Source organism: Brevibacterium sp. SIMBA_078 (genome assembly GCF_046534565.1).
Taxonomy (GTDB): Bacteria; Actinomycetota; Actinomycetes; order Actinomycetales; family Brevibacteriaceae; genus Brevibacterium.
The window spans coordinates 562,302-575,321 of the sequence record NZ_JAWRYQ010000002.1 but is presented as its reverse complement, the minus strand read 5'-3'; the positions used below and the strand labels follow the sequence as shown (position 1 = coordinate 575,321).

General features: G+C 65.0%; 11 protein-coding genes. 7 read left to right on the top strand and 4 right to left on the bottom strand.

The genetic code is table 11. The features are described from left to right. The first annotated feature begins 77 nt into the window (after positions 1-77). From SB749_RS10990 to SB749_RS10975, 4 genes are all read left to right on the top strand, one after another. A complete protein-coding gene (locus tag SB749_RS10990) occupies positions 78-1,361 on the top strand; it encodes an MFS transporter (protein WP_410710361.1) in 1,284 nt (427 codons plus the stop codon). 113 nt (positions 1,362-1,474) lie between these two features. Next, on the top strand, positions 1,475-2,965 hold the full coding sequence (locus SB749_RS10985; protein ID WP_410710360.1) for an MFS transporter: 1,491 nt from the start codon (positions 1,475-1,477) through the stop codon (positions 2,963-2,965). A 375-nt stretch (positions 2,966-3,340) separates the two neighbouring features. Next, positions 3,341-4,816: an NCS1 family nucleobase:cation symporter-1 gene (locus SB749_RS10980; protein WP_410710505.1), complete on the top strand. Its 1,476-nt coding sequence runs from the start codon at positions 3,341-3,343 to the stop codon at positions 4,814-4,816. Positions 4,817-4,829: 13 nt separating this feature from the next. Further along, positions 4,830-5,648, top strand: a complete 819-nt coding sequence (locus SB749_RS10975) for an aspartate/glutamate racemase family protein (RefSeq protein WP_410710359.1) — start codon at positions 4,830-4,832, stop codon at positions 5,646-5,648. Here SB749_RS10975 and SB749_RS10970 read toward each other — a convergent pair. Both SB749_RS10970 and SB749_RS10965 read right to left on the bottom strand, forming a co-directional pair. Next, on the bottom strand, positions 5,546-6,313 hold the full coding sequence (locus SB749_RS10970; protein ID WP_410710358.1) for a GntR family transcriptional regulator: 768 nt from the start codon (positions 6,311-6,313) through the stop codon (positions 5,546-5,548). The genes SB749_RS10975 and SB749_RS10970 overlap by 103 nt on opposite strands. 13 nt (positions 6,314-6,326) lie before the next feature. Further along, entirely contained in the window at positions 6,327-8,000 is a 1,674-nt protein-coding gene (locus SB749_RS10965; RefSeq protein WP_410710357.1) for a DUF885 domain-containing protein, read from the bottom strand. A 118-nt stretch (positions 8,001-8,118) separates the two neighbouring features. Between SB749_RS10965 and SB749_RS10960 the strand changes: the two genes are divergently transcribed. The 3 genes from SB749_RS10960 (at position 8,119) to SB749_RS10950 (ending at position 10,982) form a co-directional block, all read left to right on the top strand. Further along, positions 8,119-9,315, top strand: a complete 1,197-nt coding sequence (locus tag SB749_RS10960; RefSeq protein ID WP_410710356.1) for an MFS transporter — start codon at positions 8,119-8,121, stop codon at positions 9,313-9,315. A 112-nt stretch (positions 9,316-9,427) separates the two neighbouring features. Next, positions 9,428-10,225, top strand: coding sequence for a carbon-nitrogen hydrolase family protein (locus SB749_RS10955; RefSeq protein ID WP_410710355.1), 798 nt, complete (start codon positions 9,428-9,430; stop codon positions 10,223-10,225). Positions 10,226-10,286: 61 nt separating this feature from the next. Continuing rightward, positions 10,287-10,982: a TetR/AcrR family transcriptional regulator gene (locus SB749_RS10950; RefSeq protein WP_410710354.1), complete on the top strand. Its 696-nt coding sequence runs from the start codon at positions 10,287-10,289 to the stop codon at positions 10,980-10,982. A gap of 37 nt (positions 10,983-11,019) precedes the next feature. Here SB749_RS10950 and SB749_RS10945 read toward each other — a convergent pair whose 3' ends face one another. Both SB749_RS10945 and SB749_RS10940 read right to left on the bottom strand, forming a co-directional pair. Continuing rightward, on the bottom strand, positions 11,020-11,400 hold the full coding sequence (locus SB749_RS10945) for a hypothetical protein (RefSeq protein ID WP_410710353.1): 381 nt from the start codon (positions 11,398-11,400) through the stop codon (positions 11,020-11,022). Further along, positions 11,397-12,977, bottom strand: a complete 1,581-nt coding sequence (locus SB749_RS10940) for an acyl-CoA carboxylase subunit beta (RefSeq protein WP_410710352.1) — start codon at positions 12,975-12,977, stop codon at positions 11,397-11,399. Before SB749_RS10940 ends, SB749_RS10945 begins: the two co-directional genes overlap by 4 nt. Between the last annotated feature and the right edge of the window lie 43 nt (positions 12,978-13,020).

Below are 13,020 nucleotides of genomic sequence, written 5' to 3'. Positions count from 1 at the left end.
CGACGAATCGGAGAACGGCCGTGAGGCATAATGGTCTGCGGCCGTTTTCCAATCCGCGAACCGAACTGAGACCGCGAATGAGTGCATCGACTCCGCTGACCACCACTGATCATTCGGACGATCGCGGATACCGGCGCAGAGCGCTCGTCGCCGCGGCTGTCGGCTATGGACTCGACGGCTTCGACCTCCTCATCCTCAGCTTCGCCCTGTCGGGCATCATCGCCTCATTCGGGCTCAGCGACGTCGAGGCCGGGTCCCTGTCGACGATCACTCTGCTCGGCGCCGTGGTCGGCGGAATCGTCTTCGGTGCCCTCGCCGACCGTCACGGACGGGTACGGGTGCTCACCTGGACGGTTCTCATCTTCGCGGTGTTCACCGGACTGTCGGCATTGGCGCAGGGGTACTGGGATCTCGCGGCCTACCGGTTCATCGCCGGAATCGGAATCGGCGGTGAGTTCGGCATCGGCATGGCCCTGGCCGCCGAGGCGGTGCGTGCCGACCAGCGAGCGCGGGCCACATCATGGGTGGGAGTGGGGTTCCAGCTCGGCGTGTTCGCCGCAGCCGTCGTCTCGGCTCCCGTCATCGCCCTGTGGGGCTGGCGGGCACTGTTCGTCATCGGACTTGTGCCCGCAGTCTTCGCCTTCGTCATCCGTCGCGGAGTCGAGGAGCCGGAGACCTTCGTTCGGGCCCGGGAACACGAGCAGACGGAGGCCGAAGCCTCCCGTGGGAACCTCGATACGAACGGAGCGCCGACCTCCTTCGGTGCGAAGATCGCCGCTCTGTTCAAGGATCGGGACACGGTGAAGATCACCCTGGCCCTGACGATTCTCACCAGCGTGCAGAACTTCGGCTACTTCGGCATCATCACCTGGCTGCCGAACTACCTGTCCGAGCAGATGGATCTGGGAGTCACCAAGGGTTCGCTGTGGACGGCGGTGACGGTCATGGGAATGCTCGCCGGGATCCTCATCTTCGGCCAGGTCGCCGACCGCCTCGGTCGACGACCCGCCTTCTGGATCTTCCAGGCCGGAGCCATCGTCACCATCCTCGCCTACAGCCAGTTCACCGATCCGAGCGCTCTGCTGGCCGGCGGATTCTTCATGGGCGCCTTCGCCAACGGAATGCTGGGAGGCCATGGGGCGCTGCTTGCCGAGCTCTATCCCACGGCGATCAGGGCGACGGCGCAGAACGTCATCTTCAACATCGGCCGTGCCATCGGGGGACTGGCCCCGGTCGTCATCGCCCTTCTCGCAGGGCATCTCGGCTTCGGCTTCGCTCTGGCGCTGCTGCCGATCATCTACCTCATCCAATTCCTCGCTATGTTCCTCATTCCGGAGCGCCGCGGCCACCGCCTCGACTGAGTTGTGAATCCGAATGCAGCGTGCCAGGGTGCGCTGTGCCTGCCCCGGTGTTCGTGACGAGCTGTGACGTCAAGTGACAGCGCGCGGCCGCCGCGACACCATACTTGTCGACTGTGACTTCGACAGATCCCGCCGCAAACACGGCACAGACACCCTCCGCGGTCGCTCGGAACGGGCAGGCCGGAATGCAGACTCCGCGCATCGTCTCCTCGGCGGCCGATATCCATTCGATCCTCGCTGAATTCGGCTCGCAGGGGACGAAGACGACGGCGGTGATCATCCTCGCGCTCGGCGGGATCTTCATGGACGCCTACGACTTCTCCTCCCTGGCCTTCGGCATCACCGCCATTCAGGAGCAGTTCGGCCTCAACGGCTTCATGACCGGACTCGTCAACGCCTCGATCATGGTCGGTGCCGTCATCGGCGCCCTCTTCGGCGGCTATCTCGTCGACCGGTTCGGGCGGTACCGCCTCTTCATGGCCGATATGGTCTTCTTCGTCGTCGCCGCCATCGGCTGCGCCGTGGCACCGAACGAATGGGTCCTCATCGCCTTCCGGTTCGTCATGGGCATCGGCGTCGGACTCGACCTGCCGGTGGCGATGGCCTTCCTCGCCGAATTCTCCAAGCTCAAAGGCAAGGGGAACCGCTCGCAGCGGGTCAACGCCTGGTCTCCGGCCTGGTACTTCGCCACCGGTATGGGCTACGTCATCGTGCTCATCATCTTCATCACCCTGCCCTACGACCAGCACGACATTCTGTGGCGCATCGTCGTCGGCTTCGGTGCCGTGCCCGCGCTCATCGTCCTCCTCGTCCGTCGCCGCTACCTTGCCGAATCACCCGAATGGCTGGCCAACCAGGGCGATCTGCGCGGCGCCGTCGAAGTCATGCGCAGCCATCACAACCTCAATGTCGAACTCGCTCCCGAAGGGGAACGCGAGGTCGCGAATGCCTCTGACAGTTCGGTAAAGGGCGGACGGTGGGCCGGGTTCGCCGAACTCTTCTCCCCGCGCTATCGGGTCCGCACGATCGTCGCACTCTGCGTCTCCGTGTTCTCGACATTCGGGTACAACGCAGTCGCTTACGGTACGCCGCTCATCATCACCACGCTCTTCCAGCAGACTCCGCTGATCACGATCATCGCCTCTCTGGTCATCAACCTGGGCTTCGGTACGCTCGGCGGTCTGTTGGGCATGAGCATCGTCAACCGCTTCGGGACTCGGAAGATCACCCTGTTCGGATTCGTCATCCAAGCCGTGGCGCTGGGAACGCTGGCCCTTGTGGGCATCCCGAACGGTGCTCTCGTCCTCGTCGCAGTGGCCATGCTCGCGGCCTTCGTGTTCGCTCAGGCCGGGGGACCGGGGGCGAACCTCATGAACTATGCGACCCTGTCGTATCCGACGCGGCTGCGCGGAATCGGCATCGGGTTCAACCAGTCGGTCCTGCGTGCCTTCTCGATCGTCTCACTCATCATGTTCCCGATCCTTGCGGCTTCGCTGGGCACAGGAGTGTTCTGGATCGTCGCCTGCGCACCGCTGGCGGGCGCGATCGCCGTCGGCATCGTCGCTTGGGACCCGACGGCCAAGGACGTCGAGCACGAAGCCTGAGGCCCGCGGCCGGGGGCGACTGCCCAGAGCAGCGCACTTCGCGTATGACGAGCCGGAGCGGTCATGACCAGCGGGAACGGTTACGTCGGGGATGAATGGTATGCCATCGATTGAAATGCTCGTTCGGCCGATCCGCAACCGCGCTCCTGCACGGCCCGGATGCGGTTGCGAGCCGCATATGCAAGGGCTCAGCGAAATCGCCCGCCTCGACTCATTGCCAGCGACGTGTGAGCTGGGTTACTCTGAATCGGTCAGATGAACGGTGCCACAGGGCTGAGTTTACTTTTTTGGTATCCCAGTTTGGGCTTTGACCGGATCCAAGGAGTGGACTGCATGAGGAAGACCGAATCAGCGGAGGCGCCAGTGCCGACCCGCATGGGGCCCAGCCCCGAACAGTTGGCGGCCCATCGCATCAGTCCGCGCTTCTACAACGCCGATCTCGCCCCGTCCCGCAAGGAGGGGCGCAGCTGGACGGCCTACAGCGTCTTCACCCTGTGGGTCAACGACGTGCACTCTCTGGGCAACTACGGCTTCGCTCTCGGACTCTTCGCACTCGGCCTCGGAGCCTGGCAGATCCTCGTGGCCTTCCTCGTCGGTGCGGCTCTGCTGTTCTTTCTGCTCACCCTCTCCGGTTTCATGGGCTACAAGACGGGCGTGCCCTATCCGGTGATGAGCCGGATCTCCTTCGGCATCCACGGGGCCCAGCTGGCCGCCTCGGTGCGGGGCATCGTCGCGATCGCCTGGTTCGGCATCCAGACCTACCTGGCCTCGAGCGTCCTCAACGTCATGCTGCTGACGATGTTCCCGGGACTGCAGTCATGGGCCGATGCCGAATTCCTCGGACTCTCCGGGCTCGGCTGGTTCTCCTTCACCTTGCTGTGGGTCATCCAAGTCATCATCGTCAGCTACGGGATGGAGATGATCCGCCGCTACGAAGCCATCGCCGGACCGATCATCCTCGTGACCTTCCTCGCCCTGGCCGTCTGGATGCTCATCCGCGTCGACTTCTCCATCGCGTGGTCGACCGACAACGCGCTCAGCGGTTGGGAGATGTGGGCGCACATCTTCGGCGGCGGCGCGCTGTGGGTGTCCATCTACGGCACCTTCGTCCTCAACTTCTCCGACTTCACGAGGGCCGCGAAGAAACGCGGTTCGATCGTCGTCGGCAACTTCTGGGGCATCCCGGTGAACATGCTCGTCTTCGGACTCGTCGTCATCTCGCTGGCCGGCGCACAGTACAAGATCGACGGCACCGTCATCACCTCACCGGCCGATATCGTCCAGTCGATCGGCAGTCCTGTCCTGCTCGTGCTGGCTTCCCTGTCGCTGCTCCTGCTCACCGTCGCAGTCAACCTCATGGCGAACTTCGTCGCCCCGACCTATGCGCTGACGAACCTGTTCCCTCGCCACCTGAACTTCCGCAGCGCCGCCATCATCTCCGCCGTCATCGGCTTCGTCATCCTGCCCTGGAATCTGTATGACTCACCGGTGGTCATCGTCTACTTCCTCGGCGGACTCGGCGCCCTGCTCGGACCCCTGTTCGGCGTGATCATGGTCGACTACTGGGTGGTGCGCAGAACGAAGGTCAATGTGCCCCAGCTCTACACCGAAGCCGGCGACGGTGAGTACTTCTACCACCGCGGAGTCAACTGGCGAGCCATCGGAGCCTTCATCCCCGCCTCGGCGATCTCACTGGTCTTCGCACTCGTCCCCGCGTTCTCCGGCATCTCCGAGTTCTCCTGGTTCTCCGGGGCCGCAATCGCCGCGCTCATCTACTTCGTCATCGCCCGCCGCGACTTCACCTTCCGTGAGGTCGACGGTGAGGAGATCGCCGTCCCGACCCACCACTGATCGGAGCCGAATCGTGAGAATCCTCGTCGTCAACGTCAATACGACCGAGTCCATGACCGAGGGCATCGCCCGCGTGGCACGGCAGGCCGCCTCGGCGGGAACCGAGATCATCGGGCTGACCCCCGAATTCGGAGCCGAATCCTGCGAAGGCAACGTCGAAAGCCATCTCGCGGCGCTCGGCGTCATGGACGCCGTCCTGAAATATCCCGGCGAATTCGACGCCGTGATCCAGGCCGGGTACGGAGAGCACGGCCGCGAAGGCCTGCAGGAGCTGTTGGACGTGCCCGTCGTCGACATCACCGAGGCGGGGGCGGCCCTGGCGATGTTCCTCGGCCGCCGCTATTCCGTCGTCACCACGCTCGACCGGACCGTCCCGCTCATCGAGGACCGGCTCCTGTTGGCCGGGCTCGACTCGCACTGCGTGTCCGTGCGGGCTTCGGGAATGGCCGTGCTCGAGCTCGAGGAGAATCCGCAGGCCGCGATCGAGGCGATCACCGATCAGGCCGCCGAGGCGGTCGACCGTGACCGTGCCGAGGTCATCGTTCTCGGCTGCGGTGGGATGGCGGAACTCGGGGCGACGATCACGGAGCGCTGTGCCGTGCCCGTCGTCGACGGGGTCGCTGCCGCCGTGCGCGTGGCCGAATCTCTCGGCGGTCTGGGGCTGAGCACCTCGAAGGTGCGCACGTATGCGCCTGCCCGTGAGAAGAAGCTCAGCGGCTGGCCGCTCGGTCAGTCGACGTCGGCCGGATCCGCTGCGTTGGGCTCTGCATCCTCTGCGGCCGGGACCGCGGCGGACTCGGCGTCGGGTTCGGCGGCAGCAGGTTCGGCGTGAGCCTCCTCGGGCTCGGACTCGGCCAACCGCTTCGAATGCTTGTCGTGCTGCTCCTGGCTCGTTCCCAGATGACGACCGGCCAGCGACCCGGCCAGAGTCTGATCCCGGCGGGCGATGGCGTCGAAGAGCTCGGCATGCTCGGTGGCGACGACGGCCAGGTCATCATGCTGACTCAGCTGCCACCGCATCCGTGAATCCAACAGGGCGCCGATCTCGCCGAGGAGCTCATTGCCTGAGAGTTCGGTGACGATGGCATGGAATTCCGCGGCACACCGATGGGCACCGGCGACGTCCCCGGCATCGGCGAGCTCCCGGCCCTTGAGCATCGTGCCCTCCAGTCGGGCCAGGCCCTCGCGGGTATGGCGCTGAGCGGCGAGCTCGAACGAGAGGACGTCGAAGACCGTGCGCACCTCGTTGAGGTCGGCGATGTCGCTGGGGGAGAACTCCCTGACCGTCGACCAGGTGTTGGGACGGTTCGTCACCAGCCCTTCCGAGGCGAGTTTCTTCAGCGCCTCGCGGATGGGCACGCGGGAGACGCCGAGCTCGGTGGCGAGGTTGCGTTCGACGAGCCGTGAACCCGGTCGGCGGTGGCCCTCGATGATCTCATTGCGCAGCGCCTCGGTGACCCGCATGGTCTCCGACTGGGGACTCTCGGCAGACTTCATCCGGTCCCTCACCTCACTGTGAGCGCTTCATGGCACGGCCCAGAGCATCGAGCCCGACCGAGCCGAGACCCAGCGCCCGGGTGTGGAAGTCCTTGAGATCGAAATCGGCACCTGCCGCAGCCTTCGCTTCATCACGGTACCGCTCCCACAGCCGCTGACCGATCTTGTAGCTCGGTGCCTGCCCGGGCCAGCCGAGGTAGCGGTCGAGCTCGAAGGCCAGGAACGACCGGTCCATGGCCACATTGTCGGTGAGGAACTGCCACGCCTTCTCCCGGTTCCAGATCCCGCCGCCGAGGCTCTCAGGTGCCTCGAGGCCGAGGTGGAAGCCGATGTCGAGGACGACACGGGCGGCACGCAGCCGCTGCGAATCGAGCATGCCGAGGTAGTCGCCGGGATCGTCGAGGAACCCGAGATCGGCCATGAGCTTCTCCGCATACAGCGCCCACCCCTCACCGTGGCCGGAGACCCAGCACATGAGGCGGCGCCAGCGGTTGAGGGTGTCGGAGACGTAGGTGGCCTGACCGACTTGGAGATGGTGGCCGGGCACACCCTCGTGGTAGACGGTGGTCTTCTCCTGCCAGGTGGCGAAGTCCGTGACGCCATCGGGCACCGACCACCACATGCGGCCGGGGCGGGAGAAGTCGTCGGTCGGGCCGGTGTAGTAGATTCCGCCGGTGGCCGAAGGCGCGATCATGCATTCGATCGTGCGCACGGGTTCGGGAATGTCGAAATGGGATCTGCAGAGTTCGCGGATCGCCTCATCGGCCACACCCTGCATCCAGTCCCGCAGCGCCTCGGTGCCGTGCAGGGTCCGCTGCGGGTCGTTGTTGAGAGCGTCCATGACCTCGAACAGGTCGGCGCCGGGCATGATCTTCTCTGCCACTTCGCGTTGCTCGGCATCGATGCGCTCGAGTTCTTCGAGGCCCCAGGCGTAGGTCTCGTCGAAGTCCACCTCGGCACCGAGGAAGTCCCGGGAATACAGCGCGTATGCTTCGCGACCGCACGCCTCGTCGTCGCCGGCGGCGGGCAGCACCTGTTCGCCGAGGAATTCGGCCAGGTCCGAGGCGGACTTGCGGGCCGCCTCGGCGTGGGTGTCGAGATCCGAACGCAGAGCGTCGGGAACATCGGCACCGGCGACGAGACGATCGAAGTTGCTGCCGGGCTCGGCCAGGGCACGGGCCTGGTCGATGACCTTCTCGACCTGGATACGGGCGGCGACGCGACCGTTGTCACGCGCCATCGCCAGGGACTCCTGGTATCCGGCCAGCGAGCCGGGCACGGCAGCCAGGGTGGTCGAGATCGTCTCCCAATCGGACACGGTCTCCGTGGGCATGAGGTCGAAGGCGTCGCGGACCTGCTGCAGCGGCGATTCGATGACATTGAGGCTGGCGTGCTTGATCCCGGCGGCGAAGTAGTCCCGGTCGACGCCGAGGCGATCACGCATCGCATCGATGGTCACGAGGTCGACATCGTCGAGGTCGGAAGAGTCCGCGACATCGTCGAGGCGAGCCAGCGTCCGGACGGTGACGTCATTGAGCGCGGAGAGTCCGGCCGGTGAGAAGTCGTCGAAGCCCTGTGCACCGTCGAGTCCGAGGTAGAGGGCGAGGGAGGGGGAGAGGGCGAGCATGTCATCGACGTAGTCTTCAGCGACCGCATCGACGGCGGAAGGGGTTCTCTTCACAGTCATGATCACCACTCTATCGCGAGCTGAGTCACATCCGCGGTGGACCGGACCACGCAATCGCTGAGAACCCGCTAATGTGACACTGTTCCCTGCAGGCAGCAGAAAGTGAGACCGATCTCCAGTGGCACGAGCGAAGCTGTGGACGAAGGACTTCATCGTCGGAATCGGGCTCAACCTCTCGATGTCGATGGTCTTCTATCTGCTCATGACGTCGATGGCCGGATACGCGGTGGCGCGGTTCTCCGCCGGTGAGGCCGCGGCCGGCTTCGCCTCCTCATCGTTCGTCGTCGGTGCCGTGGTCGCTCGCGTGCTGACGGGCAAGTATCTCGACTTCATCGGGCGGCGCAAACTGCTCATCATCACCATGGCAGTCTCCGTGCTCGCCTCCCTGGCCTATATCTTCGCCGGCGACCTCACTCTGCTCCTGACGCTGCGCATCGTCCACGGAATCGCCTTCGGCGCCGGGAACACGGCGATCATGACGGCCATCCAGAGCATCATTCCGGGCTCCCGCAGGGGAGAGGGCACCGGATATTTCGGCACGGCGACGACCCTGTCTACGGCGCTCGGACCGTACCTCGGCGTCATTCTGCCCCGTGAGTTCGACTTCGTCATGCTCTTCGTCGCCTCGGCGTTCATGTCCGTCCTCGCCCTCATCTGCTGTTTCCTCATCCGGCTGCCCGTGCAGGAGATCAGCGACTATCAGCGGCGCACGAAATGGCATCTCAAACTCGGCACCCTCGTCGATCGGGACGGGCTGCGGATCGGCTCGGTCATGCTTCTGGCCGGTATCGCCTACGCAGCGGCGCTGGTGTTCCTCGCCGGCTATGCGGCCGAACACGGCGTCGCCTCCGCCGCATCCCTGTTCTTCGTAGCCTTCGCCGTGGCCTCCCTGTTCGCCCGTCTGTTCGTCGGACGCCTGCAGGACACCTTCGGTGACAATGCGGTGATCTTCCCCGTCTTCATCGCCGATATCGCCGGCAACGTCCTGCTGGCGCTGTGGCCGACGTTGACGGGGATCGTCCTCGCCGGAGTGCTCATCGGTCTCGGCTTCGGCTCCCTTATGCCGTGCATGCAGGCCATCACCGTCAAGTCCGTGCCGATGAGCCGTGTTCCCGTGGCCACCGCGTCGTTCTTCCTCCTCCTCGACGCAGGGTCCGGCATCGGACCAGTCGTCCTCGGATTCCTCTACCCGTTCACCGGCGGAAACGGAATGTTCCTGGTCTGTGCCGGGCTCGTCGTGGTCGCCATCGGCGTGTACGTGTGGGTGCACGGGCGTCGCCGAGGCGGTCGTCCCGGCCGCGAATACCTCACCTGATCCCTCCCCAATTACTACCTGACGGGGGCCCAGCAATCTGGCGCCAGGTTGCTGGGACCCCGTCAGGTAGTAATTGGGGAGATAGGGTGGAGGGAACGACTGGAGGATGAGAATGAAGTTCGCGCTCGCTCAGATCAACACCACCACCGAGGTGGCCGACAACCTTGAGAAGGTCCGTTCCTATTCCCAACGGGCCGCCGCGGCCGGTGCACGGTTCGTCGTCTTCCCCGAGGCAACGATGTCGGCGTTCGGATCCGGCCTACGCGCCATCGCCGAGGCGCACTCCGAGTCGTGGCGGGCCGCGCTGAGCGAGCTCGCCGCCGAGACCGGAATCACCGTCGTCGTCGGCGAATTCGCGGCCACGGACGATAAGGTCATCAACCTGCTCGCCGTCTATTCCCCTGACGGCCAGCGCAGCGACTATGCGAAGATCCACCTCTACGACGCCTTCGGATTCAAGGAGTCCGACACCGTCGAAGCGGGGGAGGAGCCGGTGCTCTTCACCATCGACGGCGAGGACATCGGTCTGGCCCTGTGCTACGACATCCGGTTCCCGAAGCTCTTTGCAGAACTCAGCCGGCGGGGCACACGCCTCACCCTCGTCGCCGCCTCCTGGGGTGCGGGACCGCGCAAGGTCGAACAATGGGAGATCCTCGCCCGCGCCCGTGCCCTGGACTCGAACATGTTCATCGCCGCTCTCGGCCAAGCCGATCCCGAAGTGACCGGCGTCGCGGTTCCGAAGAAAGGGCCGACCGGGGTCGGCCACAGTCTGGTCTCCGACCCGCTCGGGAAGGTGCTGAACTCACTCGACGGCGCCGAACGACTCGAGATCGTCGAGATCGACCTCGACGCTGCCGACACTGCGGCGGAGACGGTCCCGGTGCTCACGAACGCGAAACTCGGGTACTGAGTTTCGAGACGGTCGCTCAGCGCATTTCCGGTGAAAATGCGGCGACTGCAATACTGTTCTCATGAGTTCCGATTCAGAGGTCCAAGCGTCGCCGCCGGTTGAGGGGCTGCGCGAACGCAAGAAGCGTGAGCGCGGGCAGGCTCTGCGTCGCGCCGCCGTCGACCTCGCCCTGGAGAAGGGCTATCACAATGTCACTGTCGAAGACATCTGTGAGCGCTGCGGAGTCTCCCGGCGAACGTTCTTCAACTACTACTCATCGAAGGAAGAGGCGCTGCTCGGCCGCGTCGACACGGTCTTCGACGAAGAAGACCAACCGGCCATCGAGGAGTTCGAAGCTGGGGGACCCTATGGTCGCCTCGTCGCCGATCTCGAACATCTGCTCGCATTCATCGTCGCCACACGGATGAAGAAGCGGGAGGATACGCACCAGTATCACATCATGCTCAAACGGGAACCGTCGCTGATTCCGCTGCAGATGTCTCGGATGGGCACCAGCGAACGGCTCTTCCGGCAGATCATCCAACGTCGACTCGACGGGTCCGCTTCGGCGCCGATGGATGTCATGGCGGCTCACTCCGGTGACAGTTCCGATGACGACACCGACGTCTCACCGCGGGCCGAAGCTGTCGCCGCCTTGGCGATGATGGCGCTCAAGGCGACGTTCACCCGGATGCGGTTGGTCGACGGCGATCCGGGACCCGTGGTCGACAGGCTCTTCGACGAACTGCGCGCACTCTTCCGCGAAGAAGATGACTAGAGAAGAAGCCGAGTAGGAACTGAGGGTCGGCGAGGCCTCAGCGACCCAGGTGCTGGTCCCAGGTCTGGGGGAGGCGCTTGCGCACATTGCGGCGCGGAGCCCGGAAGCCCGCCCGGTCGCCCTTGCGGGTTTCGGACTCGGCTTCCGCGCTGGCTTGCTGGGCCGCATAGGCGATCGCCACCTGACGGATCGCTACGACCGCGGCGACAGCAGCCGCGCTGGCCATCTCGTCGCTGATCGGTTCGCCGTCATCGGCGCGTACCTGTGAACGTCCCTCCACGGAGGGCACCCGCAGGGCTCCGTCTGAGGCTGAGGCACCGCCCTCCTCGGCGGAGGTATCCTCCCCGGGGACGGCCACCTCGGGGTCGACTTCGCCGGGCAGGTTCGCCTCGGCGTCGGTCTGCAGATCATCGCTCATAGGGGGATGTTACCGTGCTTGCGCGCGGGAGCGTCGACGTGCTTGTTCTTCAGCGCGCGCAGGGAACGCACGATCCGGCTGCGGGTCTCGCTCGGCTTGATGACAGCGTCGATGTAGCCTTCCTCGGCGGCCAGGTACGGGTTGAGCAGCGCATCCTCGTAGTCCTGGATGAGTTGGGCACGTGCCGCTTCGACATCCTCACCGGCCTCTTCGACGGCCTTGAGCTTGCGGCGATAGACGATGTTCGCCGCACCCTGGGCACCCATGACCGCGATCTGCGCGCTCGGCCAGGCGAGATTGATGTCGGCACCGAGCTGTTTCGACCCCATCACGCAGTACGCGCCGCCGTAGGCCTTGCGGGTGATGAGGGTGACGAGCGGAACGGTGGCCTCACCGTAGGCGTAGATGAGCTTGGCGCCGCGGCGGATGATGCCGCCGTACTCCTGATCGGTGCCCGGCAGGAACCCGGGCACGTCGACGAAGGTGAGGATCGGCAGGTTGAAGGCATCGCAGAGGCGCACGAAGCGTGCGGCCTTCTCCGAGGCGTCGATGTCGAGGGTGCCGGCCAGCTGCATGGGCTGGTTGGCGATGACGCCGACACTCACACCTTCGACGCGGCCGAAGCCGGTGACGACGTTCGGTGCGAAGAGCTCCGAGACCTGCAGGAAATCGCCGTCGTCGAGGACCGTGGTGACCACGTCGAGGATGTCGTAGGGCTGCGAGGGCGAATCCGGCATGAGCGTATCCAGCGCTTCGTCCTCGGGAGTCACCGACAGATCGGACTCGAACTCGTCGGCATCGGCCGGGTCGAGGTTGTTCTGCGGCAGGAACGAGAGCAGATCGCGCACATAGTTGAGCGCATCGTCCTCGTCGGAGGCCAGGTAGTGGGCGTTTCCGGATACGGTGTTGTTCGTCCGTCCGCCGCCGAGTTCCTCATGGCCGACGGACTCTCCCGTGACGGTCTTGATGACGTCGGGGCCGGTGATGTACATGTGGCTGATCTGATCGACCATGATCGTGACGTCGGTCAGGGCGGGGGAGTACACGGCGCCGCCGGCCGAGGGGCCCATGATGAGTGAGATCTGCGGGATCACTCCGGACGAGGCGACATTGAGGCGGAAGATCTCGGCGAACAGCGCGATCGATCCGACGCCTTCCTGGATCCGGGCGCCTCCCGAGTCGTTGATGCCGATGATCGGGCAGCCGAGCTTGAGAGCGAGCTTCTGCACCTTGACGATCTTGCGGCCGTTGGCTTCGGCCAGGGATCCGCCGAGGACGGTGAAGTCGTGAGCGAAGACCGCGACGGTCTTGCCTTCGACCGTGCCCAGTCCGCAGACGACTCCGTCACCGTCGGGGCGGTTGTCCTGCATCCCGAACTGGTGATTGTGATGGCGGGCGAATTCGTCGATCTCCTGGAAGGAATCGGCGTCGAGGAGGGCGTCGATGCGTTCACGGGCGGTCTGCTTGCCGCGCTTGTGCTGGTTGTCCACCGAGCGCTGATTGCCCGTGTGGGCTGCTTCTCGGCGCTGGGTGAAAGCGTCGATGCGCTCGGCTGTGGTCCGTGGAGTATCCGTCATGTCTCCACAATAACGATGACGTGAGACTTCGTTGTGCACTCTC

Excerpts from the sequence above, each read along its gene's own strand:
- SB749_RS10990 (WP_410710361.1), top strand. The coding sequence starts at position 78 with ATGAGTGCATCGACTCCGCTGACCACCACTGATCATTCGGACGATCGC.
- SB749_RS10980 (WP_410710505.1), top strand. The coding sequence starts at position 3,341 with ATGGGGCCCAGCCCCGAACAGTTGGCGGCCCATCGCATCAGTCCGCGC.
- SB749_RS10970 (WP_410710358.1), bottom strand. The coding sequence starts at position 6,313 with ATGAAGTCTGCCGAGAGTCCCCAGTCGGAGACCATGCGGGTCACCGAG.
- SB749_RS10965 (WP_410710357.1), bottom strand. The coding sequence starts at position 8,000 with ATGACTGTGAAGAGAACCCCTTCCGCCGTCGATGCGGTCGCTGAAGAC.
- SB749_RS10955 (WP_410710355.1), top strand. The coding sequence starts at position 9,428 with ATGAAGTTCGCGCTCGCTCAGATCAACACCACCACCGAGGTGGCCGAC.
- SB749_RS10950 (WP_410710354.1), top strand. The coding sequence starts at position 10,287 with ATGAGTTCCGATTCAGAGGTCCAAGCGTCGCCGCCGGTTGAGGGGCTG.
- SB749_RS10945 (WP_410710353.1), bottom strand. The coding sequence starts at position 11,400 with ATGAGCGATGATCTGCAGACCGACGCCGAGGCGAACCTGCCCGGCGAA.
- SB749_RS10940 (WP_410710352.1), bottom strand. The coding sequence starts at position 12,977 with ATGACGGATACTCCACGGACCACAGCCGAGCGCATCGACGCTTTCACC.